We start from the raw sequence: 17570 nt of genomic DNA, 5'->3' as shown, positions 1-17570 counted from the left end.
CGCCATGTCCGACGTGCGTGCCAGCTACCTCACCGACGGGGCCGAGATCTATCGGCGCTCGTTCGCGACGATCCGCGCCGAGGCGGATCTCGCCGGTTTCCCCGCCGATGTGGAACGGGTGGCGGTGCGGATGATCCACGGCTGCGGGCAGGTCGACCTGGCCCCCGACATCGCCTTCTCCCCCGGTGTGGTGGCCGCCGCGCGCGCCGCGCTGCACGCGGGCAAGCCGATCATCTGCGATGCCAATATGGTCGCCTCGGGGGTGACCCGCAAGCGACTGCCCGCCGACAACGCGGTGCTGTGCAACCTCACCGACCCGCGCGTGCCCGAACTCGCCGCGCGACTGGGCAATACGCGCTCGGTGGCGGCGCTGGACCTGTTGCGCGACCAGTTCGACGGCGCGGTGGTGGCCATCGGCAACGCACCGACCGCGCTGTTCCACCTGCTCGACATGCTCGACGCCGGGGCGCCGCGGCCCGCGGCGATCATCGGCATCCCGGTCGGGTTCATCGGTGCCGCCGAATCCAAGCAGGCACTGATCGATTTCGGCGGGATCGAATATCTGACCGTCCGCGGCAGGCGGGGCGGCAGCGCGATCACCGCGTCGGCACTGAACGCGATGGCGAGCGAACAGGAGTGAGTGAGATCAGCACCGGCAAACTGTGGGGCATCGGCCTCGGTCCCGGCGATCCGGAACTGGTGACAGTGAAGGCCGCCCGGCTCATCGCCGCAGCCGATGTGGTCGCGTTCCACAGCGCCAAGCACGGCCGCAGCATCTCGCGCGCCATCGCCGAGCCGTATCTGCGCGCCGGGCAGATCGAGGAGCACCTCGTCTACCCGGTGACCGTGGAGACCACCGATCATCCCGGTGGATACCAGGGCGCGATCGACGAGTTCTACGAGCAGGCAGCCGCCCGATTGGCCACCCACCTGGCCGCGGGGCGCACCGTCGCGCTGCTCGCCGCCGGTGATCCGCTGTTCTACTCCTCCTACATGCACATGCACCGGCGGCTGGCCGACCGATTCGACGCCGAGATCGTTCCCGGCATCACCTCGGTGAGCGCGGCCTCCGCGGCGCTGGGAACTCCCCTGGTGGAGGGTGAGCAGGTGCTCACGGTGCTGCCCGGCACCATGCCCGTCGAGGAGCTGACCGAGCGCCTGCGCGAGACCGACGCCGCCGCGATCATGAAGCTGGGACGCACGTTTCCCGGTGTGCGCCGGGCACTCGCGGACTCCGGCCGATTGACCGACGCCTACTACGTCGAACGCGCGAGCAGCACCCGTCAGCGGGTGCTGGCCGCGGCCGATGTCGACGAGGCGGATGTGCCGTACTTCTCGATCACCCTGGTACCCGGCCCGGCACCCACCACGCCGATCCCCGCGCGCGGGGCGGCGGGCGCCGCCGCGATCCCGGCAGACTCGGGACCAGGTGCCGACCACGCGCCGCACGTCGCGACCGAGGCCGGATCAGCGGAGCTGCTTGGCGAAGTCGTGGTGGTCGGGCTCGGTCCCGGTGACGCGGACTGGACCACCCCCCAGGTCAGCGCCGCGCTGGCCGAGGCGACAGATCTCGTCGGCTACACCACCTACATCGACCGCGTCCCCGAGCGGGCGGGTCAGCGACGGCACGCCAGCGACAACAAGGTCGAATCCGAGCGCGCCGCGATGGCACTGGACCTGGCCAAGCGGGGCGCGCGCGTCGCGGTGGTGTCCTCGGGCGATCCGGGCGTTTTCGCGATGGCGGCCGCGGTGCTCGAGGTGTCGGCCGAACCACAGTTCGCGAATGTCCCGGTGCGGGTGCTGCCCGGGCTGACCGCCGCCAACGCGGTGGCGAGCCGGGTCGGCGCGCCACTCGGGCACGACTACGCGATGATCTCGCTGTCGGATCGGCTCAAGCCGTGGGACGTCGTCGCACAACGCCTTTCGGCGGTCGCCGCGGCCGACATGGCCATCGCGATCTACAACCCGGCCTCCTCGCAGCGCCGCTGGCAGGTCGGCGCCATGCGCGACGTCCTGCTCGAACACCGCCCGCCGCACACGCCGGTGGTGCTGGGCCGCGATGTCGGCGGGCCGACCGAATCGGTCCGAGTGATCACTCTCGGTGAGCTCGATCCCGACGAGGTCGACATGCGCACCCTGCTGATCATCGGATCCTCGACCACCACCATGTTCGACACGCCGGAAGGCACCCGCGTTTTTACTTCGCGTAGGTACGGGTCGGTACCGAGCCGGTAGTCCGCGCCGGACAGTCCACAAACCGCACGGGCGGTACCCCGCATCACCCGGGTCGAACGGCCGCCGAATCAGCACCGCGGACGACCCCGGCGACCCCGCGAGCGACCGGGACTTCCGCGATCCTCGACCACCCACGTGTCCCGCGAGGCCCGGCGACACGCCCGTGCGATGGCACACTTGTTCCGCGGGCATGCCCGCATGCACACCAGTGTGACAGCTCGTTTCCTGGTTCGATTCCCCAACGCGTCCCACGAGGACGATGAAAGGACTCACCACGATGAGAGTTCAGCACCACGCACAGAACACGCTCGGTACCCGATTACGACGCGGCGTGACGGTCGGCCTGATAGCCGCCGCCATGGCGGTTCCGGTCACCGCGGCCGCCCAAGCGCCCGCGCCCCCGGCACCGCCGGCGCCGGCAGCACCCGAAGCGCAGACGCAAGCAGACCCCGTCGCGCCCGCGGCGCCGGTGGCACCCGCGGCGCCCGGACTGCCGGCATTGCCCGGCTTGCCCGGAGCGCCGCTCGCCGAGAGTGCGGCCGGCATCACTTTGACGGTCAACGGCTTGGACGGCGAGGCCATCGCGGTCGAGGTCGACACCACGGCGACCGTCAAGGACCTCAAGGCCCTCATCCAGGAGCAGACCGGCGTTCCGGCGGCCGATCAGCAGCTCGTCACCGAGAGCGAGGTCAAGCTCGAGGACGCCAACACCCTGGCGTCCTACGAACTGGCCGACGGTGACGTCGTGAACCTCGCGTTGGCCAGCTGACGGGTCGATCACCGCGGCGGTGGTGCTCAGCGCGCGAGCATCACCGCCGCACCCCGGTCCGGCGAACGCGCCGCAACACCGGCACTATTGGTGGAACGCGCACCCAGGCGTAACATTCCACATAGGAATGTAGTTCGAAGGGAGTTGACCGTTGACCGACACCGCGACTCGACGCCGCCCACTGAACTCCACCGCGGCCTCGCTACTCGGGTTCCTCCACGAGGGCCCGAAGTCTGGCTGGGATCTCGCCACGCAGGCCCAGCAACGCATCGGCGACTTCTGGACCATCACGCAGAGCCAGGTCTATCGCGAACTGTCCACGATGGACGCCGCGGGCCTGGTGACCAAGGGCGAACGCGGCGCCAGAGAGCGCACCCCGTACCGGATCACCGATATCGGGCGCGAGGCCTTCGCCGAGTGGATCGGGCGCGATCCCGGCGCCGAGACCATCCGCGTGCCGCTGCTGCTCACACTGTCCTTCGGCGAGCACCTGGATCCCGCGCATCGCGATCGGATCATCGCCGCCAACAAGAACATTCATCAAGATCGCCTCGACCGCTACCTCGACGAGGACGAAACCGCCCTGGCTCCCCACCAGCGGGCGACCCTCGAATTCGGCATCGCCTACGAACGCGCGGTCCTGCTCTGGTTCGACCAGCTGCCGACGATCTTCACACCACCGAACCCGCGCTGACGGACCGCGGCCCCGCCGCTGATTTCAGCGCACCCGGTGCGCTGCGGATTCGTGCAACCACTCGACCGCGTCGCCGACCTCGGCCACGGTGACCGCGCCCGCGGGCAGCGGTGGCCGGTCGATCATGATCACCGGCAGCCCCGCGGTGCGGGCAGCGAAGATCTTCGCCTCGGTCTGTTCGCCGCCGCTGTTCTTCGTGACCAGCACGTCGATGCGATGACGCGACATCAGGACGAGTTCCTCGTCGAACGTGAAGGGCCCACGCGCCAGCAACAGTTTGGCGCGCGGCGGCAGCGGGACTTCGGGGGCATCGATGGAGCGGATGACGAAACCGTGGCCCGTGCAGCCGGCGAACGCGCCGACGCCCTGACGGCCGATGGTCAGCAGGACCTGTTCGTCGCGCGCGGTCAGCGCCGCGGCCGCCGCGGCGAGATCGGGCACGCGGGTCCACAGGTCGCCGCAGCGCTGCACCCACTCGGGGCGGCGCAGATGCAGCGCCGGGATGTCCAGGTCGGCCGCCGCGGCGGCGGCGTGCGCGCTCACCTGCGCGGCGAAGGGATGGGTCGCGTCCACGACAGCGTCGATCGCGTTCTCGCGTAGCCAGGTTCGGAGGCCCTCGACACCACCGAACCCACCCACGCGGACCGCACCGACCGGCAGCCGCGGGTTGGCGACTCGACCCGCGAGGGAGGACACGATGTCGAGTCCACGCTCGCCGGACGCTCTGCGCGCCAACTCCCTGGCTTCACCGGTGCCACCGAGGACCAGAACTCTCAGGACAGCCCTCCGAAATCATCGGCACCGGCATCGCCATCGAACTTCGAGTACTTCATGTAACTCTCCATCGTGGAAAACGAACCGGGGGGATTACCCGGAACGGCAACGACCCTACCCCCGAGCCGTGGGTTCTACACGTTCGGTCCGAAACTTTTACGGCCCGCGGACCCTGCGGGAACGGATTCACCGTGATCTGCGCGTGATCTGATCGTGATCAGGCTCCAGGCTCCACACTCCGGCGACCAGCGGGTTTTCGGACAATCCACTGAGCGACCGGCAAGTGCGGTCGCCAGGCCGTGAACCCGCCGAGCGGTTCACCGCGATAGATCTGAATTTTGCGCAGGGTTCCGCCGAACCTCGCAGACCAGTCGAGCAGCAGCGCTTCCGATTCCGCGGTGACCGCGTTGGCGACCAGGCGGCCGCCGGGGCGCAGGCGCTGCCAGCACTGCTCGAACAGGCCGTCCTGGGTGAGACCGCCGCCGAGGAATACGGCGTCCGGCGCCGCGATCTTTTCCTCGGCTAACTCTGAGCGCACTTCGCCACGGATCGTTATTCCCGGTACCCCGAGGGCGGTGATATTGGTCGCGATTTGTTCCCGGCGGGCGGGCAGCCGTTCGAACGTGACGGCCCGGCACAGCGGATGGGTGCGGCACCATTCGATGGCGATACTGCCCGAGCCGCCGCCGATATCCCACAGCATTTCCCCCGGTGCGGGGGCGAGAGCGGTGACGGTGAGGGCGCGAACCTCGGTTTTGGTGAGCTGGCCGTCACCGGCGAAGGCGGCGTCGGCCAGACCGGGCAATCGGGTGTCGCGGCGCGCGTCGGCATCGGCGCGGCAGTCGATGGCGACGACGTTGAGCGGATCGCCGGGCGGGTGCGACCAAGTCGCGGCGGAGCCGGTGCGCCGGTGTTCGGCGGGGCCACCGAGTTGCTCGAGGACCGTCAGCGAGGAATCGCCGAAGCCCTTGTCGCGCAGTATTTCCGCGATGCGGCTCGGCGTCGTTTCGTCTTCGCTGAGGACGAGAATCCGCCGCCCTTCGGACAATTCGGGCAGGAGGGTGGGCAATGGCCGGGCAACCACACTCACCACCGGGGTTTCGGCCAGCGGCCACCCGAGCCGGGCGCACGCCAGCGACGCCGAGGAGGGCTGTGGGAACACCCGCAGCGCCGCCGGGCCGAACCGGCGCGCCAGGGTGACGCCGATGCCGTAGAACATGGGATCACCGCTGGCGAGGACGCCGATGCGTCGACCGGCATTGCGCCCGAACAACTCCGGCAGGGCCGGTAGCAGCGGCGTGGGCCACGGCACCCGCTCGATATCGCCGGCCGGGAGCAGCGCCAGTTGGCGCGAGGAGCCGAACACCACATCGCAGTCCCCGACGGCCCGGCGGGCGTTGTCCCCCAGGCCGGACCAACCGTCGGCCCCGATTCCGGCCACCACGATCGGGGGGCCCGTCCAGTCCGTCGCCGCGTCGCCGGACGCGGTCACCGTGGCATCCGACGCCAGACGGATTGCGGGAGCAGGCGCATCACGAAGAAGGCGAGGGCAAGGCGGCCGGGAATCGCGACCCGGGTGGCGCCCTTGCCGAGGCTGCGGACCACCGCGTCGGCGACCTGGCCGGGGGTACTGGCCATGGGGGCCGGATCCATGCCGGTGGTCATGCGCCCGATCACGAAGCCCGAGCGCACCAGCAACAGCTGCACGCCGGTGCCGTGCAGGGCATCGCCCAGGCCGCTGGCGAAGCCGTCCAGGCCCGCTTTGGCCGAACCGTAGACATAGTTCGCCCGGCGCACGCGCACGCCCGCGATGGAGCTGAAGACGACGATCTGGCCCGATCCCTGCGCCCGCATCATGGTCGCCAGGGTCGTGAGGACACTGACCTGGGCGACGAAGTCGGTGTGCACGACCGCGACCGCATGCGCCGGGTCGTGTTCGGCACGATCCTGATCGCCGAGGACACCGAAGGCGAGCACCGCAGTCGCGATGCCACCGTGCTCGGCGGCGAGCTTGTCCAGCAGCGGCGCGTGGGTGGCGGTCTCGTCGGCGTCGAATTCCACGGCGTGCACCGCGGTCGCGCCCGCCGCGCGCACCTGCTCGATCTCGGCCGCCAACGCGTCGGCGCGGCGAGCGGCCAGGATCACCACCCGTCCAGGTGCCAGCCTGCGCGCCACCTCGAGGCCGATCTCACTGCGCCCACCCAGGACCAGCACCGGCCCGTCGTTCTGCTGCATTCCCATGGCGCCAGTCTGTCATCCGGGCACGGGGCAAACCCGCGCAGCCGCGCGCCGGTCGGCCCGGCTACCGTTTCGGGCATGCCGACCGCCACCGCACAGCTGTCCCCCGCTGCCCTCGAGTTCGTCACCGAGCGGCATCTGGCCACGCTCACCACACTGCGCGCCGACGGCACCCCGCATGTGGTCGCCGTGGGATTCACCTGGGATCCGGAGAGCGGGATCGCTCGCGTGATCACCGACGGCGCGTCGGTGAAGGCACGCAACGCAAAACGGGGCGGCTACGCGGCGGTGAGCCAGGTCGAGGGGCCGCGCTGGCTGACCCTCGAAGGACCGGCGACGGTGCTCGACGACAGCGCCGATGTCGCCGAGGCCGTGCGCCGCTACACCGAGCGCTACCGGGTGCCCCGCGAGAACCCGACGCGCGTGGTCGTCGCGATCCAGGTGCGCCGGGTGCTGTCGTCGGGCACGTTGAAATAGCCTCTGAGATCCCGCTCAGCGCCTGCGGACCCCGGTCCGTCTCCGAGCCGCCTACAGCACCGTCAGGCCGTGCGGCCGGTTGTTCATCGACTCCACACCGTTGTCGGTGACGACCACGATGTCCTCGATCCGCGCGCCCCATTCGCCGCGGAAGTAGATTCCGGGCTCGATACTGAACGCCATGCCCGCTTCGAGAACCAGGTCGTTGCCCGCCACGATGTAGGGCTCCTCGTGCACCGACAGGCCGATGCCGTGGCCGGTGCGGTGGATGAAGGCGTCGGCCAGGCCCGCGTCGGCGAGCACGGCGCGGGCGGCGGCGTCGATGGATTCCGCGCTCACCCCGGGGCGCACCGCCGCGACCGCGGCGGCCTGGGCGGCCTCGAGGACCGCCATCCGTTCGACGATCTCCGGGCTCGGAGTGCCGAGCACGTAGGTGCGGGTCGAGTCCGAGTAGTAGCCGGGTTCGACGGGACCACCGATATCGATGACGACCACGTCGCCCTGTTCGATGACGCGATCGGAGACCTCGTGGTGCGGGTCGGCACCGTGCGGGCCACTGCCGACGATGACGAACGCCGCCTCGGTATGGTCTTCCTCGACTATCGCGGCGGTGATATCGGCGCTCACCTCGGCCTCGGTGCGACCGGCGCGCAGGAACTCACCCATCCGCGCATGCACGCGGTCGATGGCCGCGCCCGCCCGGCGCAGCGCGTCGATCTCGGCCTCGTCCTTGACCATTCGCGACTCGCGCAGCACCGGCGTCGCCGAGGCGGGCAGCCCGGTGGTCGATTCGGCGAGCGGGATCAGATGCAGTGCGGGCATTGCGTCGGCGACCGCGATGCGGGAACCGGCGTGCAGGATCGAGCGGACCAGCTGGTACGGATCGACGCCGTCGACCCAGTCGAGCACCTGCAGGCCGAGTTCGCCCGCCGCGGAGTCGGCGAGCGAAGCCAGCTCGAGTTTCGGGATGACCACCGAGGGCGTCGATCCGTCGGCCGGGATCACCAAGCAGGTGAGCCGCTCGAAGGATTGCGCGGCCGAACCGATCAGGTACCGCAGGTCGGGGCCCGGAGTGATCAGCAAGGCGTCCAGATGCGCCGCGCGCATCAATTCGACCGCCCGTTCCAGCCGCTGACCGTAGACCTTCGCCGCGAACCTGGCATCCGTGTGCGCGCTCATACGATCCGACGTTACCCGCCCCGCGCCGAGGGCGGCCACCGAAGCCCATCGGCACGGCCGCGGCCACCGTGTCGGTGGTTCGGGGCACAATCACCGGGTGACCGCTGACGAGAGCACCCGTGGACCCCTGTTGATCCTCGACGGCGCCAGCCTCTGGTTCCGCGCCTATTACGCCATTCCCGACAAGCTCAAGGACGCCGACGGCCGCTCGGTGAACGCGCTGCGCGGATTCACCGACATGGTGGCCTCGCTGGTCACCAAACATCGCCCGAGCAGGCTCGTCGTCGGGCTCGACCTCGATTGGCGGCCCCCGTTCCGGGTGGCCCTCGTGCCCTCGTACAAGGCCCACCGCCTCGACACCAGCACCAGCGCGGCGCCCGGCGCCGAAGAAGTGCCCGACACGCTCACCCCGCAGGTCGAGATGATCCTCGAGGTGCTCGCGGCGGCGGGCATCGCCACCGGCGGCGCCGAAGGACTCGAGGCCGACGATGTGCTCGGCACCCTCGCGAGCCGGGAACGCACCGACCCGGTCGTCGTCGTCAGCGGCGATCGCGACCTGCTGCAACTGGTGCGCGACGAGCCCGCCCCACCGGTCCGCGTGCTCTACGTCGGCCGCGGTCTGGCCAAAGCCGAACTGTTCGGCCCCGCGGAGCTCTCGGCGAAATACGGTGTGCCCGAACAGAACGCGGGACCGGCCTACGCCGACATGGCGACACTGCGCGGCGACGCCTCCGACGGCCTGCCCGGTGTGGCGGGCATCGGCGACAAGTCCGCCGCCCAGCTGATCACGAGGTTCGGCTCGCTCGACGCGCTCATGGACGCCGTCGCAGATCCCGGTTCCGATATCGCCAAGGGTGTGCGCGCGAAACTCGGTGCCGCACAGGATTATCTGAAGGTCGCCGCACCGGTCGTACGCGTCGTCCGCGACGCCGATGTCATCCTGTCGCGTCCGGATGTCTTGCCCGCCACCCCGGCCGACCCCGACCGGCTGCTCGCGTTGGCTGCCGAGTACAACGCCGAGAGTCCGATCACCCGCCTGGTCACCGCGCTGACCGCGGCGCACGCCGGCTGACCCGCCCGCGCCGAGTTCTCGCGACAGCGCCATCGCCCGTCCTGCTCCGCGCCGCCGGAAACGACACCGGGCCGCCCGCGTAGTCGCGGACGGCCCGGAAAACGTAGTGCGAGCGCCTAGTTGGGGCGGCCGACCTCGTAGGTGCCGTCTTCCTTGGTGATCTTGACGGTGACCTTCTTCGCCTCGCCGCTGACCTTCAGGTCGCAGGTGAAGGTCGCGTCGACCTCGACCGCTTGGCCCGAGGGGCAGCTGACATCGGAGACGTCGGCGATGCCGTAGGAGTCCTTCAGCACGCGCGAGACACCGTCCTGCACGGCCACGTTGTCGAGTTCGTCGGAGGAGAGCAGGACCAGGAGCAGGCCGATGACCGCGGCGACCACGAGCACGCCCGCGGCGATGAGCCCGATGATCAGACCCTTGCTCTTGCCGCCGGAGGACTGCTGCGGCTGCTGGCCCCACTGCTGCTGGGGTGCAGGCTGCTGGCCCCACTGCTGCTGCGGCGCGGGCTGACCCCACTGCTGCTGCGCGTTGGCGGCCTGGTTGTTCCAGTCCTGCGGCGGCGGCTGGGTCTGACCCCACTGCTGCTGCGGCCCGGTCGGTTGCTGCGGCGGCACGCCACCCTGCTGCGGCTGCTGACCCCACGGCTGCTGCGGCTGCTGGGGCTGTTGTCCCCATTGCTGCTGCGGCTGCTGCGCGTTCGGATCCTTCCACTGCTGAGTGGGCTGGGCGCCCTGTTGCGGCGGCTGCTGCGCGCCACCCCAGTGCTGGGTGGGGCCGGCGCCACCGGCCCCCTGCTGACCCCCCCAGTGCTGGGTGGGATCGTTGTTCCCCTCCCCGGGGTTGTTCGGTCCGTAAGGGCCGCTCATCCACTCGCCTCCACTCGCATCATTAGTCCATACGGTAGCCCCCCGCGCCGGGCCTGCCGCATTCGCACGACATCCGCCTCACGGTCGGTACGCGAAGAAATCAAATCACAGACGTCGCGACTACGCGGCGTCCACCGCGACGACACCCCGCCGTACGGCACGCACCGCCTTGGCGGCGGTGGACGCGATCTCGGGGTCGTCGGCGGTGTTGTGGATCTGATCGAGCAGGTCGATCACCTGCCTGCACCACCGCACGAAATCGCCCGCCGACATCGTCGTGCCCTGGTCACCGCTGGCCAGCAACGCCTCGGCCAACGCGTCACCACGCGCCCATTTGTAGACCCCGGTGACGAACCCCAGATCGGGTTCGCGGGTAGGCGGAAGTTTGTGTCGCGCCTCGTCGGAGCGCAGCTCCGACCACACCTCGATGGTGGCCGCGACCGCCCGGCGGATCGGATCGGTCGGCCCGGCCGGCGTGAGCAGGCCGGTTTCCTGCCGCGATTCGTAGACCAGCGTCGATACCACCGCGGCGAGTTCGGCCGGGCCGAGTCCGCGCCACAGGCTCTGGCGCAGGGCCTCGGCGACCACCAGATCGCTCTCGGCATAGATCCGGGCCAGGCGCCTGCCGTCGGCGGTCACCTCGCCGTGGGCGACGAACCCGCGTTCCTCGAGCAGCCCGACGATCCGATCGAACGTGCGCGCCAGCGAGTTCGTGGTCGCGGCAACTTTCTGGCGCATCGTCTCGGTCTCGCGGGCGAGGCGCGAGTACCGCTCGCCGGTGCGGCTCAGCTGCTCCCGATCGGGACGATGGTGCGCGGGATGGGACCGCAGACTGCGCCGCAGCGTCGAGAGCTGACGATCTTCGCCGCCTCGGACACGGTCGTTGCGCCTACCCCGGCGCGGAGCCGAGATTCCGGTGCCGCGCAACGCCGAGGCCAGGTCGCGACGGATACGCGCGGTCCGGTGATCGACCCGGCGCGGCAGATCCATGCGCCCGAGCGCTTCGGCGGGCTCCGGGAAATCGGCCGCGGACACCCGGCCGGCCCAGTGGTCCTCGGTCAATACCAGGGGACGCGGGTCGCCGGGCGTCTGGTCGGGTTCGAGGATCACCGCGAGCCCGGAACGCTTGCCCACGGGGATCGACACCACGTCGCCGCGACGCAAACCGATCAGTGCTTTCACCGCCGCGCCGCGCCGGTCGGCCCGGCCCTGCTGCTGGATATCGCGCTCACGCTGCTTGATCCGGTCACGCAGCGACAGGTACTCCATGAAGTCGCCGTCGACGCCGCCGAGCTGACTCTCCAGCTTGCGCAACGCGCCCTCGTTGCGTTCGATGCCACGGACGAGCCCGACGACCGACCGGTCGGCCTGGAACTGGGCGAACGATCGCTCGAGCAGAGTCCGGGCCTCCTGGGCGCCCATCCGATCGATCAGGTTGATCGACATGTTGTAGCCGGGCCGGAACGAGCTGCGCAGCGGATAGGTGCGGGTGGAGGCGAGGCCGGCCACCGCGCTGGTGTCGACCTCGGGCTGCCACAGCACCACCGCGTGGCCCTCGACGTCGATGCCGCGCCTGCCCGCGCGGCCGGTGAGCTGGGTGTACTCGCCGGGGGTGAGCTCGGCATGGGTTTCGCCGTTGAACTTCACCAGGCGCTCGAGGACCACCGTGCGAGCGGGCATGTTGATGCCGAGCGCCAGGGTCTCGGTGGCGAACACCGCGCGCACCAGACCCTTGACGAACAGTTCCTCGACGGTGTGCCGGAACGCGGGCAGCATGCCGGCGTGGTGGGCGGCCAAGCCGCGGTGCAGCGCCTCGCGCCACTCCCAGTAGCCGAGCACCTCCAGGTCACCTTTGGGCAGGTCCCCGGTGTGCTTCTCGATGATCTGGTCGATCTGCTCGGTCTCGCCGGGACGACTCAGATCCAGGCGGGCGCGCAGGCACTGGGCCAGCGCGCCGTCGCAGCCTGCCCGGCTGAAGATGAACGTGATCGCGGGCAGCAGGTTTTCCTCGTCGAGGCGCGCCAGGACATCGGGCCGGGGCAGCGGGCGGAAATTGCCGCCGCGCCCACCACGGCCGCGCGGACCGCCGTACCCGTGCATCCGGTCGGCGCTCTCGCGCTGGCGGATGAACCGCACGAGGTCCTCGTCGACCACGACCTTGCGGTCGCTGGACTTGGTGTCGAACAGGTCGAACATCCGCCGGCCGACCATCACGTGCTGCCACAGCGGCACCGGCCTGGTCTCGTCGACCACCACCGCGGTGTCGCCGCGCACGGTTTCCATCCAGGCGCCGAACTCCTCGGCGTTGGACACCGTCGCCGACAGGCTCACCAGCCGCACGTCCGGCGGCAGGTGCAGGATCACTTCCTCCCACACCGCGCCGCGGAACCGGTCGGCGAGGTAGTGCACCTCGTCCATCACGACATAGGACAGGCCGTGCAGCGAGTCCGAGGAGGCGTAGAGCATGTTGCGCAGGACCTCGGTGGTCATCACGACCACCGGCGCGCCGGGGTTGATCGACTGGTCACCGGTGAGCAGGCCGACGCTGTCACGGCCGTGCCGGGCGGTGAGATCGGCGAACTTCTGATTCGACAGCGCCTTGATCGGCGTGGTGTAGAAGCACTTTCCGCCCGAGGCCAGCGCCATGTGCACGGCGAACTCACCGACGATCGTCTTGCCCGCACCGGTCGGGGCGCACACGAGCACGCTGTGCCCGTCTTCCAACGCCGCGCACGCGGTGCTCTGGAAGGGGTCCAGATCGAACGAGATTTCACCGGCGAATTTCGCCAGTTCGCTGGGCAGCCCCGGAGTGTCGGTCACCCCTCAGAGCGTATCGGAGTAGTCCGACACCGGGCGCGCGGTTTTCTCCGGCTCACCCACCGGATCGGCGGACGCCACCGGCTCGGGGGTCTCCAGCGGAGAGGCCTGTTCGTCGTCGAGTGTGCCCCAGCCCTCCTTCGCCTCCCGGCGGGCCTTGCGCGCGTCACTGAACCGCGCGAACTGGACAGCGAGCTCGAACAGCACGGTCAACGCGATCGCCAGCGCCAGCATGGAGAACGGGTCCTGCGGTGTGACGATCGCGGCGAAGACGAACAGGCCGAAGACAATCCCCCGTCGCCACGCCTTGAGCTTGGTGTAGGGCAGCACCCCGACCAGGTTCAGCCCGATGATGATCAACGGCGTCTCGAAGCTGACGCCGAAGATGATCAGCAACTGGATGATGAAACCGAAGTACTGATTACCGCTGAGCGCGGTGATCTGGACGTTGTCGCCGATGGTCATCAGGAACGACAACGCGTGCGAGACCACCACGTAGGCCAGCACGGCGCCTGTCACGAACAGCACCGAGCCCGTCACCACGAACCCGACCGCGAGCTTGCGTTCCTTCGCGTACAGCCCCGGGGTGATGAACGCCCACAGCTGATACAGCCAGAACGGCGTCGCGATCACCACACCGGCGGTGAACCCGACCTTCAACCGGAGCATGAACTGGTCGAAGGGTCCGGTAGCGAGCAATCGGCAGGCGCCGTCGGGCGTCAGGCTGGCCCGCGCCGATTCGGGGAGCGCGCAGTAGGGGCCACGCAAGATCTCGCCCAGGCTCTCCATCCCGAAGAGGGTGTGCGCGTACCAGAAGAAGCCGATCAGGGTGGTCACCGCGATCGCGGCCAGTGCCAGCAGCAGCCGGGTGCGCAGTTCCTGCAGGTGCTCGACCAACGACATGGTGCCGTCGGGATTCGTCCTGCGCTTGGTGCGCCGGGGATCGAACGGGATGCGCATGGTGGGTGGTGCCTCTTACCCTCGGTTCGGCGGATGCTCGGCGGCAACTTCTGACGAGACAGCACTTCGCCCCGGAGCGGTGACTACCACTCCGGGGTGATGGCCGAGGTCAGAGGGTTTTGTGGCCCCGCTGCGGATCGACGATCGGGGTCTGCGCCTGCGTCGCCGACGCGGACAACTGCTGCTGCGGCGCGGGGGTGGCCGGGGTGGCCGCAGGCGCGTCGGACGTCGCCGACTCCGCCTGCATCTGCCCGACCTCGCTCTTGAAGATCCGCAGCGAGCGGCCGAGACCGCGTGCCGCGTCGGGAAGCCGCTTCGCGCCGAAGAGCAGAACGAACAGCAACGCGATGATCAGCAGGTGCGTCCAGCTGAACGTGCCCATTATCAGATACCTCCAAAGACTGTGGTGATTACCGATGCTACCTGTGTTCGGACCATGGTGGACGCCGAGCCGCAGCGGTGTTCGCCACGCGTTCAATCCGCGACAGCGGCCGCCGCCCCGGTCAGCTCGGCGAACAACCGGCTTCCGGTGAACCGGGCGGTGTCGCCGGATTCGGCGATCCTGATCAGCTGCGTCAGCCGCCGGTTGACCGGCGTCGGGTGCCCGACCATGTCGCCCAGGCGCACGATTTCCCCACACAACCACGCGATCTCGGTACGCCGGCCGAGCGCGAGGTCATCGGCCATCGACGAGCGGGCGAGCGGATCGATGGCGAGCACCCGCCCGAACACCCGCCGGAAGATCGCGTCGGGCACACGCAGCAGATGCACCATCAACTCGGGCGGAACGGGGGTGAGCTGCGCGGGCCGAATTCGCGCAGTGTTCATCACGGCGAGGGCTTCGGACTGAGTCAGCGCGAGGCAGCGGCGGTAGTCACGCTCGGCGAGTTCCTCCCGCAGCGGCCTGCCCGACAGCGCGTTGATCGGGTTGTTCAGATTGAGCAGCAGTTTCGCCCATTGCACCGGACGCAGATCGCGGTGACGGCGCAGCGGCAATCCGGCCGCCCGGAAACGGTCGGCGAAGCGGTCGACGACCGGGTCGTCCTGGATCGCGAGGTCGCCGTCGCTGGCGCGGTGGAAACACCCGCGACCGCTGTGCACCACGTTGAACATCACCATCCCGGCCAGGACGACGCTGGTCGGCAGGATCTCGCGGATCACGCCGGCGTTGCCGATGCCGTTCTGCAGGCTCACGACCGGCGTGCCGGGGCGTAATCGGCCCGCGACGGCACGGGCCGCGGCGGCGGTGTCGGCCGATTTCACGGTCACCAGGACCAGGTCGGCCAACTCGGGCTCGTCGGGTTCGAGCGCGAGACCGAACCGGTCGGGCGTCACCTCGGTCGAGCCGCCGTCCAGGTCGGTCAGGCGCAGGCCGTGCTCGGCGATGTCGTCGAGGATCCGCTGACGGCCGACGAAGATCACTTCCATGCCGGCGGCGGCCAGGTGACCGCCGATGAAAACCCCAACGCTGCCCGCGCCGAGGACCAGTACTCGCTGACTCACGCGGGTTCGGTCTCCCCCACCAGTCCGGCGGCCGCGTAGGCGGCCAGGGCGGCGTCGGCGCGCGTGCGCACCGCGGCCACCAGTTCGGGTGGCCCGAGCACGGTGACGCCGGTGCCGAAGCCGAGCAGCAACCGGGCCATCCAGTCCGGTGAGGCGAAGCGCATGCCCGCCTCGATGCTGCCGTCGGCGCGCGATTCGATGCGGTGCATGGGGTACTGGTCGAGCACCCACGCGTAGTCGGCGCGAATCCGCAACCGGGCCAGCGGCACGGCGGGATCGTCCTGGAACAGGTCGAGTGCCGCGGCGTCGTTGGCGGCGTGGCTCGGCGCGTGGGCGGGTTCGTCGAGTTCGGTGGCGTCCTCGATCCGGTCGAACCGGAACAGGCGAACGCCTTCGGCCTGCCTGCACCAGGCCTGCAGATAGCTGTTGTTGTCGACCAGCACCACGCGAATCGGGTCGACGATTCGTTCGGAGACCTCGTCGCGGCTGGCGGAGTAGTAGACCAGGCGCAGGGCGCGCGCGTCGGCGAGCGCGGCGCGCACGGTCGCGACCACCGGTTTCTCCACGGGGACATCGACCGGTTTGCCGGCGACGACGGCGTCGGTGCTGGCGATCGCCGATTCGATCTTGGCGATGGCGGCGTGCGCGGCGGTCGGGTCGACCATGCCCGGCATCTCCACGATCGAGCGCAGCGCCACCAGCAGCGCGGTGGCCTCGGTGGAGGTCAGCCGTAGCGGCCGTTCGATACCGGCCGAGAAGGTGACCTCGATGCTCTCCTCGGAGAACGACAGGTCGATCAGATCGCCGGGACCGTAGCCCGGCAAGCCGCACATCCACAGCTGATTGAGGTCGCTCATCAGCTGTTTGGTGGTGACACCCAGTTCGGCGGCGGCCTCGGCCGCGCTGATACCCGGGTGCGCGAGTAAGTACGGCACCATGTTCAGCAGGCGCGAAAGGCGTAGGGACAGACGCGAACTCACGACGTGACCTCCGTGTGGTCGAGTACCGACCGTAGCCGGTTCATCACGTCGGCGCGCAGTTCCGGTGGTTCCAGGACGAGAACATCGGGTCCGAGGCCGGTGATCAGCCGGGCCACCCAGTCGCGGGATCGGACCGGCACGTCGAGGACCGAGCCGGGCCGTCCGCCCAGGTCACGGGTGTCGATTTCGGTGCCGATGCGGCGCAGTTCGCGACCGCGGCCCTTGGCGACCCACACGGTGGCCGACCCGGTGACGGGGGCGTCACCGGTGACCCGGTCGACGATCGCGCGCAGATCGGTGTGCGCGGGCTTGTGGACAGCGTCGACCGGACCGTACGGCCGCACCTGTCCCCCGATCCGCGACAGCCGGAACGTGCGAACGGCATCGCGTTCGCGGTCGTGCCCGACCAGGTACCAGCGCCCGTGCCGGGTCACCACGCCCCACGGTTCGACATCGCGGGTCACGAACGGATCGGTGACGGCGCTGTGGTGGCCGAATCGCACCGCCTGCCCGGCGTCGATCGCCGCGAGCAGCTCCCGCAACACCGGCTCCGACCCCCGGGTGCGTGCGGGCACCGCGGGCACCGAAACCCCGACGTTGTCGGTCTCGACGGTGACCCCGGCCGCGCGCAGCTTCAACAGCGCGCCCTCGGCCGCGCCCGCCAATTCCGGTGAGGCCCACATCTGCACCGCGACGGCAACCGCCGCGGCTTCCTCGCTGGACAGATCGATATCGGGCAGCTCGTAGGCGTCCCGGTTGATCCGGTACCCCTCGAGTGTCGAGAACCGTCCCACCGGGCCGACTTCCAACGGGATGCCCAGATCGCGCAATTCGTTCTTGTCGCGCTCGAACATCCGGCTGAACGCCTCGTCGGTCGCGGAGTCCTCGTAACCGGCCACGCTGGCGCGAATACGTTCCGCGCTCAGGAACTGCCTGGTCGACAGCAGCGCGATGACCAGATTCATCAGCCGCTCGACCTTGGATATCGCCACTCGATAGAGGGTAA

Annotated in this window: 17 protein-coding genes; 6 read left to right on the top strand and 11 right to left on the bottom strand. The window is 69.7% G+C overall.

Features of this window, described 5'->3' with window-relative positions; translation table 11 throughout:
* The first annotated feature begins 4 nt into the window (after nucleotides 1-4).
* The 4 genes from ACFWFP_RS06585 to ACFWFP_RS06570 all read left to right on the top strand — a co-directional run bounded on the left by ACFWFP_RS06585 (nucleotide 5) and on the right by ACFWFP_RS06570 (nucleotide 3698).
* Nucleotides 5-640, top strand: a complete 636-nt coding sequence (locus ACFWFP_RS06585) for a precorrin-8X methylmutase (protein WP_379293512.1) — start codon at nucleotides 5-7, stop codon at nucleotides 638-640.
* Nucleotides 641-645: 5 nt separating this feature from the next.
* Nucleotides 646-2235: a precorrin-3B C(17)-methyltransferase gene (gene cobJ, locus ACFWFP_RS06580; RefSeq protein ID WP_379293792.1), complete on the top strand. Its 1590-nt coding sequence runs from the start codon at nucleotides 646-648 to the stop codon at nucleotides 2233-2235.
* 277 nt (nucleotides 2236-2512) lie between these two features.
* Complete coding sequence (locus ACFWFP_RS06575; protein WP_379293511.1) at nucleotides 2513-3004, top strand: ubiquitin-like domain-containing protein; 492 nt, start codon at nucleotides 2513-2515, stop codon at nucleotides 3002-3004.
* A 151-nt stretch (nucleotides 3005-3155) separates the two neighbouring features.
* Nucleotides 3156-3698: a PadR family transcriptional regulator gene (locus ACFWFP_RS06570; RefSeq protein WP_379293509.1), complete on the top strand. Its 543-nt coding sequence runs from the start codon at nucleotides 3156-3158 to the stop codon at nucleotides 3696-3698.
* A gap of 24 nt (nucleotides 3699-3722) precedes the next feature.
* Here ACFWFP_RS06570 and ACFWFP_RS06565 read toward each other — a convergent pair whose 3' ends face one another.
* The 3 genes from ACFWFP_RS06565 to ACFWFP_RS06555 form a co-directional block, all read right to left on the bottom strand.
* Complete coding sequence (locus ACFWFP_RS06565) at nucleotides 3723-4475, bottom strand: cobalt-precorrin-6A reductase (protein WP_379293790.1); 753 nt, start codon at nucleotides 4473-4475, stop codon at nucleotides 3723-3725.
* Nucleotides 4476-4689: 214 nt separating this feature from the next.
* Nucleotides 4690-5964, bottom strand: a complete 1275-nt coding sequence (gene cbiE / locus ACFWFP_RS06560) for a precorrin-6y C5,15-methyltransferase (decarboxylating) subunit CbiE (protein ID WP_379293508.1) — start codon at nucleotides 5962-5964, stop codon at nucleotides 4690-4692.
* Nucleotides 5961-6713, bottom strand: a complete 753-nt coding sequence (locus tag ACFWFP_RS06555; protein ID WP_379293507.1) for an SDR family NAD(P)-dependent oxidoreductase — start codon at nucleotides 6711-6713, stop codon at nucleotides 5961-5963. The genes cbiE and ACFWFP_RS06555 overlap by 4 nt, the downstream gene beginning before the upstream one ends.
* 75 nt (nucleotides 6714-6788) lie before the next feature.
* On the opposite strand from ACFWFP_RS06555, the gene ACFWFP_RS06550 reads away from it, so the two are divergent.
* Nucleotides 6789-7187: a PPOX class F420-dependent oxidoreductase gene (locus ACFWFP_RS06550; RefSeq protein WP_379293506.1), complete on the top strand. Its 399-nt coding sequence runs from the start codon at nucleotides 6789-6791 to the stop codon at nucleotides 7185-7187.
* A 51-nt stretch (nucleotides 7188-7238) separates the two neighbouring features.
* Here ACFWFP_RS06550 and ACFWFP_RS06545 read toward each other — a convergent pair whose 3' ends face one another.
* Complete coding sequence (locus ACFWFP_RS06545; protein ID WP_379293505.1) at nucleotides 7239-8366, bottom strand: M24 family metallopeptidase; 1128 nt, start codon at nucleotides 8364-8366, stop codon at nucleotides 7239-7241.
* A 97-nt stretch (nucleotides 8367-8463) separates the two neighbouring features.
* Here ACFWFP_RS06545 and ACFWFP_RS06540 point away from each other — a divergent pair, with 97 nt between their 5' ends.
* Nucleotides 8464-9438 (top strand): 5'-3' exonuclease H3TH domain-containing protein, encoded by a 975-nt coding sequence (locus ACFWFP_RS06540; RefSeq protein WP_379293504.1) that lies wholly within the window; start codon nucleotides 8464-8466, stop codon nucleotides 9436-9438.
* A gap of 116 nt (nucleotides 9439-9554) precedes the next feature.
* On the opposite strand, the gene ACFWFP_RS06535 is transcribed toward ACFWFP_RS06540, so the two are convergent.
* The 7 genes from ACFWFP_RS06535 to ACFWFP_RS06505 all read right to left on the bottom strand — a co-directional run bounded on the left by ACFWFP_RS06535 (nucleotide 9555) and on the right by ACFWFP_RS06505 (nucleotide 17556).
* Complete coding sequence (locus ACFWFP_RS06535) at nucleotides 9555-10304, bottom strand: DUF4333 domain-containing protein (protein ID WP_379293502.1); 750 nt, start codon at nucleotides 10302-10304, stop codon at nucleotides 9555-9557.
* 120 nt (nucleotides 10305-10424) lie between these two features.
* Nucleotides 10425-13124: a DEAD/DEAH box helicase gene (locus ACFWFP_RS06530; RefSeq protein ID WP_379293501.1), complete on the bottom strand. Its 2700-nt coding sequence runs from the start codon at nucleotides 13122-13124 to the stop codon at nucleotides 10425-10427.
* 3 nt (nucleotides 13125-13127) lie between these two features.
* Nucleotides 13128-14081, bottom strand: a complete 954-nt coding sequence (tatC, locus tag ACFWFP_RS06525) for a twin-arginine translocase subunit TatC (RefSeq protein ID WP_379293500.1) — start codon at nucleotides 14079-14081, stop codon at nucleotides 13128-13130.
* A 109-nt stretch (nucleotides 14082-14190) separates the two neighbouring features.
* The gene (gene tatA, locus ACFWFP_RS06520) at nucleotides 14191-14463 is read right to left on the bottom strand and encodes a Sec-independent protein translocase subunit TatA (protein ID WP_379293499.1); all 273 of its coding nucleotides are present in this window, start codon (nucleotides 14461-14463) and stop codon (nucleotides 14191-14193) included.
* Nucleotides 14464-14555: 92 nt separating this feature from the next.
* Nucleotides 14556-15584 (bottom strand): 2-dehydropantoate 2-reductase, encoded by a 1029-nt coding sequence (locus ACFWFP_RS06515; RefSeq protein WP_379293498.1) that lies wholly within the window; start codon nucleotides 15582-15584, stop codon nucleotides 14556-14558.
* On the bottom strand, nucleotides 15581-16564 hold the full coding sequence (locus ACFWFP_RS06510; RefSeq protein ID WP_379293497.1) for a helix-turn-helix transcriptional regulator: 984 nt from the start codon (nucleotides 16562-16564) through the stop codon (nucleotides 15581-15583). The genes ACFWFP_RS06515 and ACFWFP_RS06510 overlap by 4 nt, the downstream gene beginning before the upstream one ends.
* Complete coding sequence (locus ACFWFP_RS06505; RefSeq protein ID WP_379293496.1) at nucleotides 16561-17556, bottom strand: helix-turn-helix transcriptional regulator; 996 nt, start codon at nucleotides 17554-17556, stop codon at nucleotides 16561-16563. The genes ACFWFP_RS06510 and ACFWFP_RS06505 overlap by 4 nt, the downstream gene beginning before the upstream one ends.
* Between the last annotated feature and the right edge of the window lie 14 nt (nucleotides 17557-17570).

It is taken from the genome of Nocardia sp. NPDC060249, from assembly GCF_042728755.1.
GTDB lineage: Bacteria > Actinomycetota > Actinomycetes > Mycobacteriales > Mycobacteriaceae > Nocardia.
Note: the sequence above shows the minus strand (reverse complement) of the source record. Positions and strands in the feature narration are given on the sequence as shown.